This is a genomic window from Glaciibacter superstes DSM 21135 (genome assembly GCF_000421145.1).
Classification (GTDB): domain Bacteria; phylum Actinomycetota; class Actinomycetes; order Actinomycetales; family Microbacteriaceae; genus Cryobacterium; species Cryobacterium superstes.
Genome location: NZ_ATWH01000010.1, coordinates 72,186 through 94,767 on the forward strand (window position 1 = coordinate 72,186; position 22,582 = coordinate 94,767).

Below are 22,582 nucleotides of genomic sequence, written 5' to 3' on the forward strand. Positions count from 1 at the left end.
GCGCGCGAATGCGCCACGCGCGCATGGCGCATTCGCGCGTAACTGGCGCGCGGTGGGGCATCCGCGGGACTGTCGCCCTCGTCGCACACCGGTGCGCGGAGGTGTGCACCCACCTTCGAACGGTAGGCTCGAACAGTGCTGTCACTGGTCGTGTTGATCTCCGGCGGTGGGTCGAACCTGCGCGCCCTGCTCGAAGCGTCAGAAGACGCCGAATTCCCGGCACGGGTCGTCGCGATCGGTGCGGACCGCGACGCAGACGGCCTCGAACTCGGCGAGGAATTCGGCATCCCGACGTTCACCGTCGTCTACTCGTCGCACGCGAGCCGGGAAGCCTGGGGAGACGAACTCCTCGAACAGATCCAACAGTGGCAACCAGACCTTGTCGTCTTGAGCGGGCTGATGCGATTGCTTCCGCCGCGCGTCGTGGCTGCGCTCTCCCCTCACCTGATCAACACGCATCCGGCCTACCTTCCCGAGTTTCCCGGGGCGCACGGTGTGCGCGATGCGCTCGCCGCGGGCGCCAAGCAGACCGGGGCGAGCATCATCGTCGTCGACGAAGGCGCCGATGCGGGCCCGATCATCGCGCAGGAGCGGGTGCCGGTGCTGCCTGACGACACCGAATCGTCACTGCACGATCGCATCAAACTCGTCGAACGCCGTCTGCTGGTGCAGGCGGTACTCGACATCGCCAATGGACACGTCGATCTCAAGGAGCATTCCGCCGTATGAGCAGTCAGGCAAACATGAGCAGTCACACCACCGCAGCGAGCCTCTACCGCGAGCGGGACACGATCCCGGTGAAGCGTGCGCTCATCTCCGTGAGTGACAAGACCGGGTTGCTCGAGCTGGCTGCGGCGCTCACCGCGACCGGCGTCGAGATCGTATCGACCGGGTCGACGGCTGCGACGATCCGCAGCGCAGGGCACGACGTGACGGATGTCGCATCCGTCACCGGGTTTCCCGAATCCCTCGATGGGCGTGTGAAGACCCTGCACCCCGCTGTGCACGCCGGGATCCTCGCGGACCTGCGGCTCGAGGCGCACGAAGATCAGTTGCGCGACCTGGGCATCGCCGCCTTCGAGCTCGTCGTCGTCAACCTGTACCCGTTTGTCGAGACCGTCGAATCCGGGGCTGAAACCGCCGAGGTGATTGAGCAGATCGACATCGGCGGACCGACGCTGGTTCGTGCGTCCGCCAAGAACCACGCGAACGTCGCCGTGGTCGTCGACCCTGAAGACTACGCCGAGATCATCACCGCGGTCGAAGCGGGCGGCACGACCCTTGCGCTTCGCCAGAAGCTGGCATCGTTGGCCTTCGAGCACACCGCGAGCTATGACCTCAGCGTGTCGGCCTGGTTCACGGAGAACGTGTTCGACCAGTGGCAGGAGAACGGCGATGTCGCGGCAGCTGGTGTTGCGTCCGAGTCTGAAGCACCTGACTCAGCCGCTCCTGATGCAGTCGACGGGCTGCTTGCGACCACCGCGGAGACGTCGTTCGACACCGAGACGCCGTTCCCCGACACCCTTGTGATCGAGGCAACCCGTGGCGCCGTGCTCCGCTACGGCGAGAACTCGCATCAGGCAGCCGCACTGTACCTCGGCGACGGCGGCGCTGGCATCGCGCAGGCCGAGCAGCTGCACGGCAAGGAGATGTCGTACAACAACTACGTCGACGCCGACGCCGCCGTGCGCGCCGCGTTCGACTTCGCCGAGCCGGCCGTCGCCATCATCAAGCATGCCAACCCGTGCGGAATCGCTGTTGCGGCACCCGACGCCGCGGATGCGATTGCCTCCGCCCACCTTCGCGCGCACGAGTGCGACCCGGTCTCCGCATACGGGGGAGTCATCGCGGCGAACCGCACCGTCACCCTCGCCATGGCAGAGACCGTCAGCGGCATCTTCACCGAGGTGCTCGTCGCGCCCGGTTTCGAACCGGCAGCACTCGAGGTGCTGCGCGCCAAGAAGAACATCCGCTTGCTTGAGCTTCCTGAGGAGTACCGTCGCTCGTCTCTCGAGCTTCGGCAGGTCTCCGGTGGACTGCTTGTGCAGGAGTCAGACACGTTCGAGGAATTCGACTCGGCCGGCTGGAGGCTCGTCGCCGGGGCCGGGGCCGATGACGCCATCCGGGCAGACCTCGAGTTCGCCTGGAAGGCCTGCCGTGCCGTGAAGTCGAACGCCATCCTGCTTGCGCACGCCGGGGCATCCGTCGGCGTCGGAATGGGGCAGGTCAACCGGGTCGATTCCTGCCATCTCGCCGTGAGCCGCGCGGGCGATCGCGCAGCCGGTTCCGTCGCGGCATCCGACGCGTTCTTCCCGTTTGCCGACGGTCTTCAGGTGCTGCTCGACGCGGGGGTCACCGCCGTGGTGCAGCCGGGCGGTTCTGTGCGAGACGAAGAGGTCATCGCCGCGGCGACGGATGCGGGAGTGACCATGTATTTCACGGGGGAGCGCCACTTCTTCCACTAGACCGCGAGCTAGACCGTCGAGGCTAAGCTGGAGGCAGCATGCGCGCCATCCCTGCGCGTGCCAATCTCGCCCACAAGGCCGCAGCTGAGGAGTACCACCATGACGCTCACGCACCCATCATCGTCGCTGGATGTAACAGGGACCGGTCCGTTCGATTCCGCTCCGTTCGAGCACGAACGCGTACTCATCACGACGGGAGCGAGATCCGGGCTCATGATGAGCATCGCGGTGCATTCGACGAAGCTCGGCCAGGCTCTGGGCGGCGCACGCATGTGGCAGTACGACACCTGGGCGGATGCCCTCGCTGATTCCCTGCGGCTGTCTGCCGCGATGACCCTGAAGAACGCGGCCGCCGGGCTGAACCGCGGCGGCGGCAAGTCCGTGATCCGCCTGCCGATGGGCACCGTGCTCACCGACGCACAAAAGCGTGACGCGATGCTCGATCTGGGCGACGCGATCGAGAGTCTCGGTGGCGCATATATGACCGCAGAGGATGTCGGCACCAGTGCGGAGCTGATGGCCGTCGTTGCCGAGCGCACGGCCCACGTGTGTGGCCTCCCGCCTGAGCAGGGCGGCGTCGGCGAGCCGGCGGACGCCACAGCGGCCGGTGTCTATGCCAGCATCGTCGCGACGCTGGAGTCTCTGTTCGACAGCCGCGCGGTAGCCGGGCGGCACATCGTCATCTCCGGACTCGGCCAGGTTGGCGGACGCCTGGCCAGGTCGCTGGCCGCCGCAGGCGCCAGGCTCACCGTCACCGACGTCAACCTGTCCAAACAGGAACTCGCTGCAGAGTTGGGTGCCACCTGGATCGATGTCGATGACGCCCACCGCACCTCGGCCGACCTGTATGTGCCGTGCGGGCTCGGCGGGGTGCTGACGGAGCGGGTGATCGGCGAACTCGGTGCGCTCGGGGTTGTCGGCGCAGCGAACAACCAGCTCGCGCATCGCTCTGGCGCAGCGCACCTGCAGGAGCGGGGCATCCTGTGGGCACCAGACTTCGTCGTGAACGCCGGCGGCGTCGTCTACCTGTCGCAGGCGGGCGAGGCGGATGCCGACCTCGACGCAGTCGCTGCCCGCGTCGACGCCATCGGCGAGACCGTTGCCCGCATCTTCGCCGATTCGCACGAACAGGGCGTGACCACGCTGGTGGCTGCGGAGCGCCTGGCGGCTGCGCGCCTCGGCAGCTGACTGAGCCTGCGCTGCGTGAGCCTGCGCTGTCCTGAGCGGCAGTGACTGTGACCTTTGATTTAGTGCTTGCGCGAGTCGTGCGCACGGCCATAGGCTGTAAGGCTGCTCGAACACGGGGCACACGATGAAGCACGATGACGTACCGATGTAAACGACGCGCCCAGGAGGCAGACATGACAAAGACAGCACAGACGACGCTCGCGATGGCTGCGAACAGCGGTGCTGCCCTTGGCGGCTTTCCCTCCGTTCCGGCCCCGGCCCGCGCGGCTTAGCGCCGCACCCGCCCGCGGGCCCGACCGCGCAGCATCCGTTCAGACCGTGAAGTCAGCGTTTCACAACGCCCGTTTCCGACCGTCTGAGTTCCACTGTTCCCTCTCTCGCAGGCCGAGCGCCGAGCGACCAGCCACTATCAGTTCCGGGATCTTCAGGACCCCACACATCAGGACATCACTATGACTGCCATCGCAGAACACGAACATCCTCCCCAATCTGAGAACAACGCATCCGGGAAGCGGAAGAGCACCTTCCGAACCCTGCTGCGCCTCTACCCCTATGCCAAACCGGCCATGCCGCGCATCTACCTCGGCATGCTCGCCGCTCTGCTCGCCGGCCTGGTGGCCCTGGCCATCCCGCAGGTGCTGCAGTGGCTGGTCGACGGTGCGCTCTCCGACGGAGACTCCAGCGAGATCTGGCCCGCCGTTCTCATCGTTCTCGGACTCGGGGTGCTCGAAGCCATCATGATCGCGCTCCGGCGCTGGTTTGTGCTGACTCCAGGCACGCACATCGAGGCCAGACTGCGCAATGGCCTCTATGCACAATTGCAAGATCTCCCGGTGACCTTCCACGATCGTTGGCCGAGCGGGCAACTGCTCTCGCGCGCCGTCAGTGACCTCAACCTCATCCGTCGCTGGGTCTCATTCGGCCTGGTGCTGCTTGTCGTGAACTTCCTCACCATCGTGATCGGTTTTGTGATTCTGATCGCAATGAACTGGTTCCTCGGCCTGATCTTCCTGGTCTGCTCCATTCCGATCTGGATCTACGGCTACGTTTTCGAGGAGAAGTACTCGATCATCGCGCGCCGGAGCCAGGATCAGTCTGGTGACCTGGCAACGGCCGTTGAGGAGTCGGTGCACGGCATCCGTGTTCTGAAAGCCTTCGGCCGTGGCAAGTACGCGCTCAAGAACTTCGAAACGCAGGCGGAGAGCCTGCGCGGAACGGAGATCGAGAAGGCGCGCGCCATCGCAGGGATCTGGCTGTGGTTGTTGCTGGTTCCGGATGTCGCATTCGCGCTCTGCCTGATGGCCGGCGTCTGGCTCGCCGCCCAGGGCCAGCTCACCGTCGGAGAACTCGTCGCGTTCTTCGCCACGGCGACCGTGCTGCGGTTCCCGGTGGAGTCGATCGGTTTCCTGCTGTCGATGACCTTCGACACGCGCACGGCGACCGACCGGTTCTTCGATATCCTCGACACCCCGAACGCGATCACCGATCCAGAGTCACCGAAGACGCTCACCCAGCCTCGCGGCCGACTCGCCTTCAACCACGTGCACTTCCGCTACCACGACTCGCCCGAGCGGTTCCCCGACCTGCTCGACGGGGTCGACCTCATGCTCGAACCAGGCGAGACGATGGCCCTGGTCGGCCTGACCGGCTCGGGCAAGTCGACGCTCACGGCGCTCACAACGAGGCTGTACGACGTGACATCGGGTTCGGTGACGATCGATGGAATCGACGTGCGCGACCTCACGCGCGAAGAACTCCGCGGGCACCTGGCGATGGCATTCGAGGATGCGACGCTCTTCTCGGCATCCGTTCGCGACAATGTGCTGCTGGGTTGTCCGGAGTTCGCCGAGCGGAGCCCTGAATCGGATGCGGCACTCGACGAGGCGCTGCAGATCGCCCAGGCCGGGTTCGTCTACGACCTGCCAGAGGGCGTCGACACCAAGGTCGGCGAAGAGGGCATGAGTCTTTCCGGTGGCCAACGGCAGCGACTCGCACTGGCCAGGGCTGTTGCAGCCAAGCCCGCCGTGCTGGTGCTCGACGATCCCCTGTCAGCACTCGACGTTGACACGGAAGCACTGGTGGAGGCCGCGCTTCGCAAGGTGCTGTCATCCACGACGGCGCTGATCGTGGCGCACCGGCCGTCCACGGTGATGCTGGCCGACCGGGTTGCGCTGCTGGAGAACGGCAGGGTGACGGCGGTTGGGCGGCACTCTGAGCTGCTGAACACGAACAAGCACTACACCTTTGTTATCTCCAGTCTGGAAGACGAAGTACGAAGAGAATCGATGCGAAAGGAGGAGACGCTGTGAGTGTGACCGGTGTTGAGGGTGAAGAGCGCAATGACTTCACCAAGGCGGAGAGCGCGCAGATCCGCAAGCGCTCGCTGCGACTGCTCGGGTCGCTCCTGCAGCCCGTGCGCTGGCAGGTGGCGCTCGCCATGCTCGTCGTCGTCGTCTCGACGGCGGCACAGGTGGCCGGCCCTGCGCTGATCGCGATCGGAATCGACAGGGGGCTCCCTGCACTGCTCTCGCAGGACTGGGTTCCACTGGTCGCGACCGGAGTGATCTACCTCGTCACCGGCGTCATCGGCGCCGTGTTGATCGCCTGGTACACCGTGCTGTCTGCGCGGATCAGCCAGGCGGTGCTGATCGACCTGCGGAAGCGCGTGTTCCTGCACACGCAGAAGCTGAGCCTCGAGTTCCACGAGTCGTACACCTCTGGACGCATCATCTCCCGCCAGACCAGTGACCTCGACGCGATCCGCGAGCTGCTCGACTCCGGTATCAACCAACTGGTGCAGGGCGTGCTGTACATGGTGTTCATCGCCGGCGCGCTGTTCCTGGTCGATTGGACGAGTGGCCTGGTGCTGTTCGCCTCTCTGGTTCCGCTGTTCTTCCTCACCCGCTGGTTCCAGAAGCGGTCTCAGACGCTGTTCCGGCAGTCGCGCGTGGCATCGGCCCGGCTGATCGTGCAATTCGTGGAGACCATGACCGGCATCCGCGCGGTCAAGGCGTTCCGCAAGGAGAAGCGAAACGAGAAGGAGTTCGGCGGGCTGGTCGAGGACTACCGCGATGTCAACGCGAAGGTCATCCAGCTGTTCGGTATCTTCGATCCGGGCCTGATCCTGATCGGCAACGTGACCGTGGCTGCGGTGCTGTTGGTTGGCGGCTTCCGGGTGGTCGACGGGCAGCTGGCCATCGGTGCCCTGCTGGCCGCGATCCTCTATGCGCGTCGGTTCTTCGACCCGATGGAGGAGATGGCGATGTTCTACAACTCCTACCAGTCGGCTGCCGCGGCACTTGAGAAGATCTCCGGCGTGCTGGAGGAGCGTCCGAGCGTTCCCGATCCGCTGAAACCGGTTGACCTTTGGGAGGCGCGCGGCGACGTGGACTTCCAGAACGTGCAGTTCGCATACAAGACCGACCGCGTCATCCTGCCGCACTTCGACCTCGCCATTCCGGCTGGGCAGACGATCGCGCTCGTCGGTTCGACGGGGGCCGGTAAGTCGACCCTGGCGAAGCTGATCTCGCGGTTCTACGACCCGAGCGACGGTCGGGTGTTGCTTGATGATATCGACCTGCGCGACCTGCATCCGAAGGACCTGCGCCGGGCGATCGTGATGGTGACGCAGGAGGCCTACCTGTTCAGCGGGTCGGTCGCAGACAACATCGCGATCGGTAAGCCGGAGGCCGGATTCGATGAGATCACGGCGGCGGCGAAGGCCGTTGGAGCGCACGAGTTCATCGAGGCGCTGCCGAACGGGTACGACACCGATGTGAACAAGCGCGGTGGGCGCGTTTCCGCGGGTCAGCGCCAGTTGATCTCGTTCGCGCGGGCGTTCCTCGCGAACCCGGCGGTGCTCATCCTCGACGAAGCGACGTCGTCACTCGACATCCCGAGTGAGCGGCTCGTGCAGGAGGGGTTGCAGACGCTGCTGGCCGACCGCACCGCCGTGATCATCGCGCACCGTTTGTCGACCGTCGCGATCGCCGACCGGGTGCTCGTCATGGAGCACGGGATCATCGTTGAGGACGGGACGCCGGAGGCACTCATCGCCGGCACCGGACGGTTCGCCCAGCTGCACGCGGCCTGGCGGGACTCGCTGGTGTGAGTTTCGGTGTCGCCGGTGTTCTCGCCAGTGCTCCTGCGCGTCCAGCCAGCGGGCGACGTTCGCGGGGAGTTCAACGTCGACCTGGCGCCCGCCCGACGACAAACGTCTCACCGTCCACCAAGGCCGATGGTTCCCGGCGATGACCGAAGTCAGAGCCGAAGCAGCCGGTCCTGGGCCAACTGCACAGCCCTTCCCCTCGGATCCTCAGTCGCGTGGCTCGCAAATGACCACGGGAATCTCGCGGGTGGTCTTTCGCTGGTAGCCGGCGTAGCCGGGGTATGCCTTGACGATGCCGGGCCACAGCTCGGCTCTCTCGGAGGGAGTGGCGGTTCGGGCCCGCATCGGCATCGTTGTGTCTTTGACGGTCAGGTCCACGTTCGGGTTCGCCAGCAGGTTGAGATACCACTGCGGATGCCGGTCGTCACCGCCCTTGGACGCATCCAGACAGTAGCGCCCCGCTTCGTGCACGGGAGAGTTAAGCATGGTCGAGCGCTGCTTGCCTGTTGACCGACCGATCGTGCGCAGCTCGACCATGGTGACGGATCCGAACGACCAACCGATTCGCCCTCGTGAGACTGCCAGCAGACCCCGGTGGGATCGGCCCATCGACTTCATCAGCAAGTCTTTTATCCGGTTGCGAAGCGTCATGATCTGAGTCTGCCACCGTCGCACCCGTCGCACCGTCGCACCGGTCGACTGGAGGTCACCACGTGGTGCGGTGGCCGAGTGCGAGTCGTTAGAGCTTGACGAGGCCGATGACGATCAGTGCTGCCCCGACGAACAGGATGGCGACGCTGCCGATCGTGCGGATGTGGCGAAGCAGCCACCCCCTGGCCGAGCGCACAGCGCCCTTGACCCGATCACCCCCGAACGCGAAGATCACAACGGGAGCCACGATGGTCAGGGATGCGACGACGCTGAACACGACGACCATGATCGTGACCTCAGCGAGGTCGTGGCCTCTCTGCCCGATGACCAAGCCGGCCGCGACCGAGATGACGAAGTTCTTCGGGCGGAACGCGGCATAGGCGAATCCGACCAGCGAGGCCCTCGCAGGGGACAGCCGGTCTACTCTCGACAGCCAGCCAGGCAACTCGGCGTCTGGTGCCACGCGGGAGCCTCGAACCAGCTGCACTATCCCGAGCGCCACGAACCCGGCGCCGAGCACGATCGGCACAGCGGCCAGAAGGGGATGTGACTCCGCGGCGCTGAGCGACGGCAGGATCACCAGCGATGACAGCGCACTGGCGCCTGCAGTGATGAACGCGACACCGGTCACCCAACCGACGGAGAAACCGATACTGCTGCCCTTGCCACGCGATGAGAGCAGCATCAGGATGACGCCGAGCACCGGCATCGGACTGATCGCAATGGCGAGTGCATGCGGGATCAGTTCAGCGATCCCACCGATCATCGCGGTCACCCCTTTCGGCGGCACTGTTGACCGCCATTACCGTGCCATCCAACTCACTGCAGCGAGGACGTGAGCCTGGCCAGGTTGTCCCGTACTTTCTGACCGAGCGGCCTCTCGAGCCAGTCTGCCAGTTCGAGCCGGTCGCTGTTCGCGCGATAGGAGTCTTCCACCCGGCGCATCCGTTGTACAAAATCACGACCGTGGACCATGACAGAGACCTCCATGTTCAGGCTGAACGAACGGATGTCCATATTGCTCGACCCGATCACCGCCACCTCGTCGTCGATGGTGAAGTGTTTGGAGTGCAGCACCGTCGGAGCGCGGTACAGGTAGATCGACACCACAGCGCGCAGGAGCGCTTCGTAGTATGACCGCTGGGCGTGATACACCAGCGGCTGGTCGCCGACCGCTGAGACGAAGAGCTCAACATCGACACCCCTGGACGCAGCGGTCACGATCGCGAGGAGTGTGGACTCCTCCGGCACGAAGTACGGGCTCGTGATGCTCACCCGATGTTCCGCCTTGTGGATCAGCATCGCGTACAGCTTGAGATTGTTGTCGTTGTCGAAGCTGGGTCCGCTCGGAACCACCTGGGCATCGAGAACGTCGGCGCCATGGCCAGGGATGACGCCGCTGGTATCGAGCGGAAGCAGCTCATCCGTCTCGCTGTACCAATCCGTCGCGAACACGGCCGCCAGTTCTCGCACGACAGGTCCCTCCAGGCGCACCATCAACTCGTGCCAGTGCAGGCCGCGACGCTGGTTCGACTTCTTGAGGTAGCTCGCGTCGATGAGGTTCTGCGATCCGGTGAAACCGACGCGGTCATCGATGACGACGAGCTTGCGGTGATTGCGCATGTCAGCGCGCTGCCATTGCCTGCGGAGTGGTCGAAGCGGCAGCATCGCCCGCCATTCGGCACCCATCGTGCGAAGCGTCTCCAGAGTCTCGCGGCGCCCGGGAAAGAGGAAACCGGAGACGTGATCGGAGAGAACGCGCACCTTCACACCGCGCCGGGTGGCTCGACCGAGAGCATCGAAGAACGCGGCGGTGCCCGAGTCCAGCACGAGGATGTAGAACTGCACGTGGACGAAGTGCTCTGCCGCATCGATGTCCTCGATCATCCGGTCGAACGAGCCCTGGTAGTCATCCAGCAGCTCGGCGCGATTTCCGCCCACCATCGGCAGACCGCCAAGTGTTCGGTTCAGCCGCGCTGCCGACCTCAGCCAGGTCGGCCACTCATCGTCGTGGCTGACCTCCGACAGGCCGGGGGTCCTTTCCAGCACCAGTGTGTTGACTTCGCGTTGCTTGTCCATGCGGGCCTTCGGGAGCCGGCCGAAGCCGATGAGGAGGAAGACGAGCGCGCCGAGGAAGGGGATGAAGATGATCGTCAGCACCCAGGCGATGGCGGCGGACGGCCGCCGGTTCGCAGAGATCAGTACCGTGGCGACAAAGCCGATGAGCACATGCAACAGCAGCAGGACAAGAGCGAGAACCGAGTAGTCGGGCATCGGCGACCGGATCAGCGGGCGTTCTGGGCTGGGACGACGATCTTCTTGATTATCAGCAGGATCGACGCCGTTACCGGGCAGGCCACCAGTGCGCCGAGCAGCCCGAGCAGCGTGCCGCCGACGAGGGCCCCGATCAGCACGAGCGAACCCGGGATGCTGATGGCCTTCCCGACGATGCGCGGGGTGAGCACATATGCCTCGATCTGCATGTATACGAGCATTGCGATCAACACAACGAGAGCAGTGCCCGGTGACGTGAAGAGGGAGACCACGGTCACGATCACGGTATTGATGACACTCCCGACCAGGGGGATCAGGGTGATCGGAAGGGCGAGGGCCGCGAGGACTGCTGCATACCGCACCCCGGCGACCGAGAGCAGCAGGAAAGTGAATGCCGCGTTGATGATGGCGAGGATGAACATGCCACTGAGGTACTTTCCGACTGAGTCACCGATCTGCTCGGCGATTTCGGTGAACGCGGGCCGTTTGGTGGCCGGTATCAGCGAGTACAGGCTCTGCTTCATGGTCTCGAGCGACGCGAGGAAGTACAGCGTGAGAGCCACGACAAAAATCACCCCGAAGGTGCCGTTGAGCACGTTGGCACCGACTCGGAGGGCACCTCCGCTGATGGCCAGCCACACGGCCGGGTCTGCGGCAGAGTGCTGAAGCTGGTGCACGAACGGGGTGAGCGCACCTCCGACGCTGGAATCGAAGGCGACGAACCAGGCCTGGTGCTCGATCTGTCCGAGTCCGCCTGGCAACTGCCTGATGAGCGCGCCGGCCTGGTCGGTGATGATCGGAACGACAGCCCAGAGCAGCAATCCGACCAGGACCAGGAAGATCGCCATGACGATGAGCACGGCGCCGACCCGTGAAATGCGGCGTGACTCGAGCTTTCGCACCAGTGGATAGAGGCCGAGGGTGATGAACAATGCGAAGAAGATCAGGGTAAGGGCATAACTGAGATTGGCGATGGCGGCGCCCAGCACCAGCGCGAGCAGCACTCCGAGCGTCGTGATGAAGCCGAATCGAAAGGGGCCCGATCTCAGGAGGCTGGTCGAACTCATGGGGTCAGGCTATTGCACCGTGGCCGAATCAGCACCGGAGGCGCGCTACGAGGGCGACCAGCGGGCGGATGCGTAGTCGACCCGGTACGCATCCGTTGACGACGACGTCTTCAGCGGCGTTCCCTCTGCCTCGTAGTGCTCGAGTGCGCGGTTCTCATGGCAGACCGGCGGATGACCCCCTGAGCGGATCACGCGCCACCATGGCACGTCTGAACCGTAGTGGGACATGACCTGGCCGACCACGCGCGCGCCCCGCGACCCGAGCACGGCGGCGATGTCGCCATACGTCATTACGCGCCCCGGCGGAATCTGGTCGACGATATCGAGCACATTCATCACGAACGGACTCTCTGGTGCAAGACGCATGGTTTCGACCCGGATGTTAGAGCTGCAGCGCGCCGATGATCTCGCCGTACTGGGTCTCACCGACGTCGGTGAAGCCGATGCGGTGGAAGAACGCCTCCGGGCCTTCTTCTCCCGATTCCCAGATCACGGTGATGCGCTCGAATCCTCGTGAGCGCGCTTCCTCCGCGAGTGCGTCCGCGGCGAACTTGCCGACACCCTGGCCCTGGGCATCCGCGTCGACGTTGATGCGCCAGATGCACGCACGCAGTTCCTCTTGTTCGGACTCCGGGTCGAAATTGCCGTGGATGAACCCCACGACCTGGTCTCCCTGCAGCACCACCCGCTGCCAGGATGTGGCCGGGTTGATCGTTGCCGCGGCGACCGAATAGGTGACCGGTGCGATGAATTGTTCCTGGCCAGGCTTCAGGCTCAGGCCATTGGCGGCAACCACGTTGCCGGCGGACAGTTCTTCCAGTCTCAGCTCACCCATGTGAACAGGCTAACCTGCCGCAGGGCCGCCCGGTAGTCGGGTTCGCAAGCGCCCTGGTACGTGCTGCACGAGCAAATTATCTCGATGTCAAGATACTTATGATCCTCTAGTAAGCTTGACGCTGGCCAATCGGCCCCCCGTTGGTTCGGGGAAACAGGCTTTCGGAGGAGAACGTAGTGTCGAAGATCAAGGTTGAAGGTAAAGTCGTCGAGCTCGACGGCGATGAGATGACCCGCATCATCTGGCAGGCGATCAAAGATTCACTCATCCACCCTTACCTCGACGTCGATCTCGAGTACTACGACCTGTCGATCCAGAAGCGTGACGAGACGGATGACCAGATCACGATCGACGCTGCCCACGCGATCCAGAAGCACGGTGTCGGCGTCAAGTGCGCAACAATCACGCCAGATGAGGCGCGCGTTGAGGAATTCGGCTTGAAGAAGATGTGGCGCTCTCCCAACGGCACCATCCGCAACATCCTCGGCGGCACCATCTTCCGTGAGCCGATCATCATCTCCAACGTCCCGCGCCTGGTTCCGGGCTGGAACAAGCCGATCATCATCGGCCGTCACGCGTTCGGCGACCAGTACCGCGCCACAGACTTCCGCTTCGAGGGCGAAGGCACCCTCACCATGACGTTCACCCCGAAAGACGGCACAGAGCCGCAGTCGTTCGAGGTCTTCCAGTCGCCAGGCAGCGGTGTGGCGATGGGCATGTACAACCTCGACGAGTCGATTCGCGACTTCGCCCGTGCCTCGCTGAACTACGGCCTCGAGCGCAACTACCCGGTGTACCTTTCCACCAAGAACACCATCCTGAAGGCATACGACGGTCGTTTCAAAGACCTGTTCCAGGAGGTCTTCGACGCCGAGTTCAAGACGAAGTTCGAAGAAGCCGGCATCACCTACGAGCACCGCCTCATCGACGACATGGTCGCGGCGAGCCTCAAGTGGGAGGGCGGCTACGTCTGGGCGTGCAAGAACTACGACGGCGACGTGCAGTCAGACACCGTCGCGCAGGGCTTCGGTTCGCTCGGCCTGATGACCAGCGTGCTGACCACTCCGGACGGCAGCGTAGTCGAGGCAGAGGCCGCACACGGCACGGTGACCCGTCACTACCGCCAGCACCAGCAGGGCAAGCCCACCTCGACCAACCCGATCGCCTCGATCTACGCCTGGACCCGTGGCCTCGCCCACCGTGGAAAGCTCGACGACAACCAGGCCCTGATCGACTTCTCGCACACGCTGGAAGACGTCGTCATCAAGACGGTTGAGAGCGGCAAGATGACCAAGGACCTCGCCATGCTGGTCGGGCCGGAGCAGGCCTACCTGACGACCGAAGAGTTCCTCGGCGCTCTCGCCGACAACCTCAAGGCGCGCCTGGCGTAACCTCGCGCGCGCTTTCGAAAGGGCCCCGACCATTTGCGGTCGGGGCCCTTCTGCATGACTTGATGACGGATGCCGCTGCACCAAACTAGGAGATCCGGGTTTCAGAGGGCGAGTTTGTCCTTGTTTCGGTGCGCTGCGGTGAATTCTTCCTATTCTCGGCAAGTGGCGGCAACGGACGCGGGCCGGCCTGCGGCATCCGTTGTCGTGTGCGTCGCGGCGTTTGTCGTCCGTGTATGTGACGGATGCCGCTGCACCAAAGTAGGAGATCCCCGCTCCAGAGGGTCAATCTGTCCTTGTTTGGGTGCGTTGTGGTGGATTCTTCCTATTTTCGCGACGAGCGGCGGGCGGCACCGCACGGCAGCCAGCGCGGCAGGCGCGGCAGGCGCGGCAGGCGCCGGATCAGCCGGCGGTGACCAGCCGGCCGTCGTGCAGCTCGAGCACGCGGTCTGCTCGCGCCATCAGCAACGGGTCGTGCGTCGCCACGATCGCGGCCACTCCCTGCGCATGCACGAGGTCGGCGATCAGATCCATCACGGCGGCGGCCGTCGCACTGTCAAGCTGACCGGTCGGCTCATCGGCCAGCAGGATGTCTGGCCGAGACACCAGCGCCCTGGCCAACCCCACCCGCTGCTGCTGGCCGCCGGAGAGCTCATACGGACGCTGGGCGCCGTGCTCTCCGAGCCCGACCACGTCGAGCACTTCGGCGACACGGGCGTCGCGCGTGGCGGCATCCGTTTGCTGAATGCGAAGCGGCACCTCGACATTCTCCGCTGCCGACAGCACAGGGATCAGCCCGAACGACTGGAAGACGAATCCCAGGCGCTTCTGCCGCATCTCACCCAACGCTCGCTCGGGCATCGAGCCCAGGTTCGTATCTCCGAGCCAGACCTCACCGGAATCCGGCCGGTCGAGCCCGCCGAGCAGGTTGAGCAGCGTCGTCTTGCCGGACCCTGACGGCCCGCGCACCACAAGCAGTTCACCGGCGCCGACCTCGAGGGAGATGTCTGTGCAGGCATGCACGTCGCCGGCCTGGGTGTGAAAGACGCGTGAAACGGAGGCCGCGCGCAGCACGGGTGAGCTGGTCACGGTGTCTCCTCGGTGCTGTGGGAGTCTTCGGTGTTGCCGGAATGCTCGGTGTTGCCGGAATGCTCGGTGTTGCCGGAATGCTCGGTGGTGCCGGCGGGCGCGGCCTGCGGCGCTCCGCTGTGGCGACCGTGGCGCTGAGCAGCACGAGCATCGGCATCTTGTTCGGCCATGCGCTCCGCCTCGCGCTCCCGTTGCCCTGGCCAGACGCCGACGTGGTCTGGCTCGAGGGCGAGTCGAACCCGATCGCGCAGGTTCAGGCGGTTCGTGAACTCGGCCGGCAGCTGCATGCGTCCGGCCCGGTCAAGCACCGCGAACTCCTCAGCGATGTGGTGTTCGAGCCCGTCTTCGTCGACGTGGGAACGCCGCAGCACCTCTGTCGAGGTGCGCCCGTCGCGAATCTGAACCGTGCGCCGCACCTGCCCAGACACCGCGGGGTCATGGGTCACGATGAGGATGGTCACCCCGCGTTCGCGGTTGACGGCTTCCATCGCCGCAAGCACTTCGACGCTGGTTGCCTCATCGAGCTCTCCGGTCGGCTCGTCGGCGAGCAGCACGGCTGGCGAGTTCGCAATCGCGACGGCGATCGCGACCCGCTGCTGCTGACCGCCAGACATCTCGCCCGGACGCCGGTCGCGGCAATCGCCGACCTCGAGCAGGTCGAGCAGTTCGATGGTCTTCGCCTGCCTCTTGGCGGCCGGCACCGAGCGACCGACGACCATCGCCATCGCGATGTTCTCGGCTGCGGTGTAGTAGGGCAGCAGGTTCCGGGACGTCTGCTGCCAGACGAAGCCGACGCTGCGCCGCTGGTAGGCGACCCGCTCAGCGCGCTTCATCGACAGCAGGTCGTGCCCCGCGACTCTGGCGACACCCGCGGTGGGGGTGTCGAGGCCGGAGAGGATCGTCATCAGCGTGGACTTGCCAGAACCGGATGCGCCGACCAGCGCCACCATCTCGCCCTCGTCGACGCGGAGGTTCAGGCCCTGCAGCGCCTGAACCTCGACACCCTGTGCGGTGAAGATGCGCACCAGGTCGACGCAGAGAATATGCGGTTCGACCGCCTCGGCGGCTCTCACGGCCGTCTCCATTGAGGTTGTATCCGTCACGGGATCATCCTTCCTCGATTGTGCGAAGTGTGCCTGCGGCATCCGCCCGGCGCGCGGTCAGCAGCGCGATGGCCGACCCGGCGACAACCACCAGCAGGAAGCCGCCGAGTACCAGTGCGAGCAGCAGTGGGCTCTGTGTAACAGCCGGCTGCACCACGCCTTCAGTGAACGGCCGAAGGTCGACGCCCGCAAGCACAATGAACGGCAGGCCGGTTCCGAGCAGTGTCCCAGCGACCAGCGCGGCCACGGCGAGCGGGCCGATCTCCCAGCCAACGAGCGCCCGCTTCGTGCTTCGTTCGAGCCCGAGCGCACCGAGCAGGGCGAGTATGCGATCGCGTGCCGGTGAGATCAGCACCAGGGTCATCACCACGGTGACGGCGGTGAGCAGCCAGGCCAGCGCGATGGCAAGCACGAGTGCGATCCGCAGGCCCTGCACAGACGGGGTGCTGTTCACCGCTTCGGCGAGGTCAGCCGGCAGCACGACCTCTGCGCCGTCACCCGCAGCAGAACGGATGCCGGCGCTCACCAGTGCTGGATCGGCTCCGTCGTCGAGGTCGACCAGCGCGATCTCCGGCGAGAAGGTCGATGACACCAGCGCGTCGGCGTTGGCCCGGTCGACAATCACCCACGACTGCTTCGGGGTCAGCGGAATCTCGCTGGCTCCAGTGGCGACGACATCGAGTTTTTCGTCGCCCAGTTCGATGCTCGATCCCTCTTCGATCTCAGCGGCGAGAATGTCGGAGAGCACAACGGGCACCGTGTCTCCTGCCGGTGCGCTGAGGGACTCCGGCAGGTCGAGGGCGCCCGCACCGCCGGCCTGCACAGCACGGAGTTCGGCGGCGTCGACGACAATCACGCTCACGGTGTCCGGTCGGTGCCCGTCGATGCTGAGATTGGCGGCAACCCTGGCATAGACGGGAGCGAGAGCGGCAACGCCGGACACATCAATGATTGCGGCCAGCTGCTCCTTGGTCAGGTGCGGTGCGCTCACGCGCAGGTCGGCGCCGACCTCGCTGCGTGCAGCGGTTTCGACCCCGCTCTGCACTGTCGCGAGCATGCCGGCGCCGAAAACGGCGACGGAGACTCCGACCACCAGCGGCAGGATCGGCGCGAACCCGGCGGCAGGGTCCCGCACGGCCCGCGCAGAACCGAGGAAGTTGGTCAGCCCCGGCCTCGCCTTCAACCGCTCGGACAGCCAACGCAACGGAGCCGGATACACCCGCATGACGACAACGCAGGCCGCCAGGGAGAGCAGGAGCGGAGTGGCGGCCAGGAGCGGATCGACGCCGATCGAATCAGACGAGGTGGTGAGCCCTCTCTGGGTGAGCAGCACCACCGACACGGCTGCAACGCCGAGTACCAGCACTTCGAGCACCCACCGGGAACGGGAGGCAGTGCCGACACCGAGATCGCTGCGGAAGCGCCTGAGGCTCTTCTCCGAGGTCGACAAGGCCAACAGGATCGCCGGCCCGATCGCCACCAGGGCGGGGAGGATGAAGGTCGCCGGTGTCGCCTGCCCCGACACGACCAGCAGGCCGATGGCAGTCCCGACGGTGGCCGCCGGGATGCCGATCACCGCTCCCTCGATTGCCAGCACGCCTCTCAATTGCCCCGTCGTCGCGCCGCGCGCGGCTGCGAGGCCGAGGCCGGTGCTCCGGCGGTGGCCGATCAGCCTGGCTCCAAGCACCAGCACGGCGAGTACCACTCCGATCGGTCCGGAAGCCGCCATGGCGAGCACCGCGCTGGTCACCGATGTGCGCACGAACACGTCTTGCAAGGTGAGGCCGAGTTTCGTAGAGAAACTCATCCCCGAGTCGCCGACGTAGCCGGTCGTTCCCTCCGTTGAAGCCATCGCGTGCGGAAGCCGCGTGAAGGTGCGGAGGCTCTGGGCGAAGTCCGTAGCGCCCGATGAGCTGAGTTCTGCGGCCTCGACCGGGAACCACACCTGGTTGATGAAGTTGGAGGAGAGCTCGCCGGCTACGGCCCAGGACGCCGGGTCCAGGTACGCGACGCCGGTATAGGTCGGCTCCAGTCGCCCTGCGCTCAGCACCGATGGCTCGAGGGCTCCTGGTACGTGCTTCCAATAGGTGCTGTTCTTATCTGCGGCGTCGAAGGTGCCGGAAAGGCGCAGCACCTGTTGTCCGCCGTTCGGCAACCCCATCACCCGTTCGTCACCGACTGCCCACGCCATCGACTCTGCGCTCGCGGCCGACAGAAGAAGCTCGACCGCGGCATCCGTTGGCAGGGCCGACGCGAAGGCGACTGGTGCCTTCCCCTCCACGATGTCGATACGCTCCGCCAGATGCGGATCGAAGCCCAGTGAGAGCTCTGTCGCCGGCTTCTTTATTGACGGGTCGGCGGGGCTCGCGCCAAGCGGGGGCAGGGTGACGACGTAGCGCGCCGGGTCGACGGCGGCGGCGAGAGCCTGCGGCATCTCGGCCTGCACCGAGGTGATCGAGTCTTCCTGCAGGCCCCAGACTGCTTCCAGCTCAGGTGAGAGCCCGGATGCGCCTGGCCGGGAGGCCGGGCCGGACAGCGGGCCGCCCCTCGCGGCGCCGACGAGGTCGCGCTGGGTCGCCGGCAGCTGCGCGACGGCCAGTTGGAGACCGTCGGTGAACATGTTGTTGATAGCCCGCGGAACCCCGGTGGCGAGCGCGGCCATGACCAGCACGATCGCCGCGACGGTGATCGACCCGCCGAGGTTGGCCGAAGCCTGGCGCCAGATCAGCCAGGGAACGCTGAGGTGGGAGGAGTGCCGGTGCGCGCTCTGGCGGCGGGTCATCTGGTCTCCTCCCTCGACGTCGTGTCCTGGGCCTGGCGCCTGACCCTGGCGGCGTACGCCGCGCAGATCGCGGCGAGCACAACAGCGAATGAACCGACGAGCACGGTCCAGAGTGCCCAGTCCGGCTGGAGCGGTGCCGGCATGGCGTCGCCGAGACCGGCAACGGCTGTGCGAGCCAGGATGCCGACGGTGAACCAGGAGACGACCAGCCCGGATGCAAGGCCGAGTACGGCCGCCGCAACGATCACCGTCGCCAGCTCGATCATGCGCAGCCTGGCCTGCTCCCTATTCGAGACGCCCAGTGTGCGAAGCACAATGACCTCGCCCCTTCGCGCTGCGGCCAGGGCGACCGTGATCGCCAGCACGGCGATCGCCGCGAGCAGGAGCGCGCCGCCCATGCCCCAGTAGAGCGCCGTGACGACGGGCGCCAGCATGGCAGCGGTCGATTCGGAGGCGATGGTGCTCACCTTGGCCGGCAGGTCGGGTATCCGTGCGGCCGCTTCGGCGACGGATGCCGGTTGCTGGGTGCGAATCCACACCTCACTGAGTTGCGGCACGCGTTCGCCTGCGCCCAGCGCGTATTCGCTGAGGGCCGGCAGGTCGGCGAGGATCCCGTAGGCGCCGGTGGATCCGGGGACCAGCGCGCTCGTGCCGCCGACGATTGCGTCAACGCTGGTACCGGTCGTTGGGATGAGGAAGGCGAGCTTGTCGCCGACATTCGCGTTCAGCCTGGCGGCGAGGGCGTCGGTGAGCACGACGGTCAACGGCGCCGCCTGCGCGTTCGTGTCGCTGGCTGCAGAACCAAGCAGCACCCGGCCGGTTGGCTTGTCCCAGGCGAGAACGGTCTCGAACCGGGAATCTCCCGTTGCCTTCGACAGGTCGACTCCTGCGCCACTGAATTCGATGTGCACGCCGGTCGCTCCGTCTGACCCGGCGAGGGTCGCCTCCAGCGCGAGAATGCTCCACGGCGCGGTGCCCTTCGGGAGGTGGGCTTCCAGTGCGACCGGAGCCGCACCGAGATCAGCGAGGGACTCGGTGTGGAACGCGAGCCGGGCGACGGCGCCGGCGGCATCCGTCACCCATGCGGCGGTCGACACTGTGCCGGCTCTCGACACTGTGCCGGCTCCGGTGGCGCCAGGTGCGGCGACGGTGATCGACACCGTCGTCGTCGCTGTCGGGAGCGGAGTGCCGACTGTGTCGTCGCCACCCTGGTCGTCATCCGGCCTGCTTGTGCCGAGCTGCAGGGCCAGGCGGTCTGGATCCAGCGAATCACCCTGTTCGCCGACCACCCCTGGCAGCGCTTCGCGGGCAATGGCCGTGAGCGACACGTCTTCTGCTCCGACGGTGACCGGGGTGATGAGCACGGGGCGGCGGCGCTGACGCCGTCCAGCGCGGCATAGGGTGCGGCCGAGATGATCGTGTCTGGACCGGCCACCGAGCGTGCGGTCTCCACGTCGACCCGCACGTCGCTGCCGTTCCGCATCATCGCGGCGCTGGCGTCGAGCGCCGACCAGGTTCCGGCGTAGGCCACTGCCAGCGTCGTGCCGCCGACCGACAGGGTCACCAGCAGCACCGCGACTGCGAAGACGCCGACCCGCCTGCCGACCTGGCGGCTCGGCAACACGGCGGCGAGCGAACGCGACCTCGCCGCCAGCGCCTGAACGACCGCGAGCAGTGGGCCGAACGCAAGAAGCGCGACCATGGCCAGCGCGATCAGGGCCAGCGCGGGCGCGAAGACGGCGAGCGGGTCGACGTGCAGCGAACCGTCTGGCGAAGCGGCCAGTGGCGACCGGTAGAGCAGGAACTGCCAGAGCGAGAGCCCGGCAGCACCGGCCACCAGCACGAAGACTCCGACAGTGGCAGCCTGGCCGGCGCGGCCGGAATCTTCGCCGCGCCCCGGTCCGCCCGCCAGCACCGCGCCGCGCAGGGCGACAACCGTGCAGACCACACCGCCGCAGACGACAACACAGACGACGACACCGACGATGAACAGGGCGGCGATCATCCAGCCGGCCATCGCATCCGTTTGCCCGAATGCGGCGGGTGTTGCCCCGAAGGCGGCAAGAAGGAGGGAGGCCAGAGCCGCGCCGACAACGGCCGCGGGCACCAGCACCACCAGGGCCTCGAGGGTGGCGAACCGGGTGAGGCCGGCGACGGATGCCCCGCGCGCGCGGATCAGCGCGGATTCCGTTGCCCGCGTGGTGACCAGCAGACGCGCCAGCTGGGCCAGGGTGATCAGGCCGATCGTCGCGACCAGCAACACCGGAACCGCTGCCACCCCTTGCACGGCGCCGAGGCTCTGCTGCAGTCGGGTCACGGTTGCCGTGAGTCCGCCGGTGATGCTCGCAGTACCCGATGCTGTGACGGTGTCATCGTCGATGAGTTCGTTCAGCCCAGGGATCGCTCTGGCCAGGGCAGGCAGGTCTCCCGGCAGGAAGGTGGCCGTGTCTGGAGCCATCGTCCAGGCGACGGTGGCCTGCTTCGCCAGCGGGCCGATGGCGTCGTCGCTGATGATGAGTGTGCCGGCGTTCAGTTTTCCGGCGGCGCCCTGGGCGTTGCCGGACACAGCGAGGGGGTCACCGAACCAGTAAGGGGCCGCGGCATTGCGCGGCAGCCACGTGCCGACGATGACTGCGCGGATGGCCGCAGGGGCCGTTCCGACCTCGATGATGTCGCCGGGGGCCAGGCCGAGCGTCTCGGCGGCGGCGGCGTGCAGCATGGCCGGTACCGGTGCATCCGATTCGGCGGCAGCGCCGTCCGTCGCCCCCTCGCCGGTCCACTCACCATCGACGAGAGTTGCCCAGTCGGCCAGCTGCGCGTCGGTGCCTACGACAAATCGAGTCTGTGCCCACGACATTCGAGTCTTCGCCTGGCGTGAGCGAATCTTCGCCTGTCACGTCGGCCGGCAGCACGACTGTCTGCTCAGGCGATGCCCGGCTGAACGGCAATGGGTCGATCCGCACGGTGCGCCACGCGGTCGTGTGCGTTCCGCTCAGTCGGTCTGTGAGCAGTGCCGCCGTCGACTCTCGCTGTTCGTTTCGCTCTGCCGCCTCGGCAGCCAGGGGAGTTTGCAACTGGAGTGCGGCGTCTCGTGCGGGCGTCTGCTCGAGCACCGTGCGCGTGCCGGTCACACTGGAGGCCGAGAGGTACCCGGTGATGCCGGCCAGGAGCGCGGTGGCGACGAGTCCGACGGCGAACAGGGCTGCGAGCAATCCGCGGCGAGCGAGTGAACGCTTCGCCGCGAGAGTACCGGAACGCACTGAAAACCCCTCGTCGCGCCGCGGAACGGGGCGATCATCATCGATCGAGGATCCGGATGCCCGGTCCCGCCGAATGCTGGTGCGCCGAGTACGGGCACTCGCATACGGTCACCCAGCATAGCGACAGGCGTTCTGCCCCTGACCACTACTTTTGAGGCGCGAGATTTGCCCCGTGCCCAGTGCTGGCGCAGCGAATCGGGCCTTCTGCCCACTGGCACGTACAACATCCGCGCAGATTGCCACTAGTGGCCGGGCCGCGGGGTGCGATAGGTTCAGCATCACGTCCTGCCCCCAAATGGGGGAGGTTATCAACGCAGATATCTCGGATTGGACAGGCAGTTGAGTTCACAATTCCGGCGACGTCCATCGTCG

18 protein-coding genes are annotated in these 22,582 nt (G+C 66.1%); 6 read left to right on the forward strand and 12 right to left on the reverse strand.

The features are described 5' to 3' along the window. Positions 1-135: 135 nt before the first annotated feature. The 5 genes from purN (at position 136) to K323_RS0114475 (ending at position 7,764) form a co-directional block, all read left to right on the forward strand. Positions 136-729: a phosphoribosylglycinamide formyltransferase gene (purN, locus tag K323_RS0114455; RefSeq protein WP_022885991.1), complete on the forward strand. Its 594-nt coding sequence runs from the start codon at positions 136-138 to the stop codon at positions 727-729. Between the two features lie 14 nt (positions 730-743). Further along, on the forward strand, positions 744-2,465 hold the full coding sequence (gene purH, locus K323_RS0114460; RefSeq protein WP_026851675.1) for a bifunctional phosphoribosylaminoimidazolecarboxamide formyltransferase/IMP cyclohydrolase: 1,722 nt from the start codon (positions 744-746) through the stop codon (positions 2,463-2,465). Positions 2,466-2,564: 99 nt separating this feature from the next. Further along, positions 2,565-3,653 carry a Glu/Leu/Phe/Val dehydrogenase family protein gene (locus tag K323_RS0114465; RefSeq protein ID WP_022885993.1) on the forward strand — a complete coding sequence of 363 codons (1,089 nt, stop codon included), beginning with the start codon at positions 2,565-2,567 and terminating at the stop codon, positions 3,651-3,653. A gap of 452 nt (positions 3,654-4,105) precedes the next feature. Next, on the forward strand, positions 4,106-5,962 hold the full coding sequence (locus K323_RS0114470) for an ABC transporter ATP-binding protein (RefSeq protein ID WP_022885994.1): 1,857 nt from the start codon (positions 4,106-4,108) through the stop codon (positions 5,960-5,962). After that, positions 5,959-7,764, forward strand: coding sequence for an ABC transporter ATP-binding protein (locus K323_RS0114475; protein WP_022885995.1), 1,806 nt, complete (start codon positions 5,959-5,961; stop codon positions 7,762-7,764). Before K323_RS0114470 ends, K323_RS0114475 begins: the two co-directional genes overlap by 4 nt. 204 nt (positions 7,765-7,968) lie before the next feature. On the opposite strand, the gene K323_RS0114480 is transcribed toward K323_RS0114475, so the two are convergent. From K323_RS0114480 to K323_RS0114505, 6 genes are all read right to left on the reverse strand, one after another. Continuing rightward, positions 7,969-8,412, reverse strand: a complete 444-nt coding sequence (locus K323_RS0114480; RefSeq protein ID WP_026851678.1) for a nitroreductase/quinone reductase family protein — start codon at positions 8,410-8,412, stop codon at positions 7,969-7,971. Positions 8,413-8,500: 88 nt separating this feature from the next. Then, complete coding sequence (locus K323_RS0114485; RefSeq protein WP_022885997.1) at positions 8,501-9,178, reverse strand: GAP family protein; 678 nt, start codon at positions 9,176-9,178, stop codon at positions 8,501-8,503. A 53-nt stretch (positions 9,179-9,231) separates the two neighbouring features. Beyond that, positions 9,232-10,686 carry a cardiolipin synthase gene (gene cls / locus K323_RS0114490; RefSeq protein WP_022885998.1) on the reverse strand — a complete coding sequence of 485 codons (1,455 nt, stop codon included), beginning with the start codon at positions 10,684-10,686 and terminating at the stop codon, positions 9,232-9,234. 11 nt (positions 10,687-10,697) lie between these two features. Beyond that, the gene (locus tag K323_RS0114495; RefSeq protein ID WP_022885999.1) at positions 10,698-11,753 is read right to left on the reverse strand and encodes an AI-2E family transporter; all 1,056 of its coding nucleotides are present in this window, start codon (positions 11,751-11,753) and stop codon (positions 10,698-10,700) included. Positions 11,754-11,798: 45 nt separating this feature from the next. Continuing rightward, positions 11,799-12,119, reverse strand: a complete 321-nt coding sequence (locus tag K323_RS0114500; protein WP_022886000.1) for an MGMT family protein — start codon at positions 12,117-12,119, stop codon at positions 11,799-11,801. A 16-nt stretch (positions 12,120-12,135) separates the two neighbouring features. Beyond that, a complete protein-coding gene (locus tag K323_RS0114505; RefSeq protein ID WP_022886001.1) occupies positions 12,136-12,588 on the reverse strand; it encodes a GNAT family N-acetyltransferase in 453 nt (150 codons plus the stop codon). Positions 12,589-12,764: 176 nt separating this feature from the next. Here K323_RS0114505 and K323_RS0114510 point away from each other — a divergent pair, with 176 nt between their 5' ends. Continuing rightward, positions 12,765-13,979, forward strand: a complete 1,215-nt coding sequence (locus K323_RS0114510) for an NADP-dependent isocitrate dehydrogenase (RefSeq protein ID WP_022886002.1) — start codon at positions 12,765-12,767, stop codon at positions 13,977-13,979. Between the two features lie 399 nt (positions 13,980-14,378). Here K323_RS0114510 and K323_RS0114515 read toward each other — a convergent pair whose 3' ends face one another. The 6 genes from K323_RS0114515 to K323_RS0114540 are packed head-to-tail and all read right to left on the reverse strand — an operon-like array spanning position 14,379 to position 22,210. Next, entirely contained in the window at positions 14,379-15,065 is a 687-nt protein-coding gene (locus K323_RS0114515; protein WP_022886003.1) for an ABC transporter ATP-binding protein, read from the reverse strand. Further along, entirely contained in the window at positions 15,062-16,150 is a 1,089-nt protein-coding gene (locus K323_RS26295; protein WP_022886004.1) for an ABC transporter ATP-binding protein, read from the reverse strand. Before K323_RS26295 ends, K323_RS0114515 begins: the two co-directional genes overlap by 4 nt. 22 nt (positions 16,151-16,172) lie before the next feature. Further along, positions 16,173-18,950, reverse strand: a complete 2,778-nt coding sequence (locus K323_RS0114525) for an FtsX-like permease family protein (RefSeq protein ID WP_022886005.1) — start codon at positions 18,948-18,950, stop codon at positions 16,173-16,175. Continuing rightward, positions 18,947-20,047, reverse strand: coding sequence for an FtsX-like permease family protein (locus tag K323_RS0114530; protein ID WP_169515666.1), 1,101 nt, complete (start codon positions 20,045-20,047; stop codon positions 18,947-18,949). Before K323_RS0114530 ends, K323_RS0114525 begins: the two co-directional genes overlap by 4 nt. Next, the gene (locus tag K323_RS30055) at positions 20,026-21,807 is read right to left on the reverse strand and encodes a hypothetical protein (protein ID WP_022886007.1); all 1,782 of its coding nucleotides are present in this window, start codon (positions 21,805-21,807) and stop codon (positions 20,026-20,028) included. Before K323_RS30055 ends, K323_RS0114530 begins: the two co-directional genes overlap by 22 nt. Next, entirely contained in the window at positions 21,731-22,210 is a 480-nt protein-coding gene (locus tag K323_RS0114540) for a hypothetical protein (protein ID WP_022886008.1), read from the reverse strand. Before K323_RS0114540 ends, K323_RS30055 begins: the two co-directional genes overlap by 77 nt. Positions 22,211-22,582: the final 372 nt, after the last annotated feature.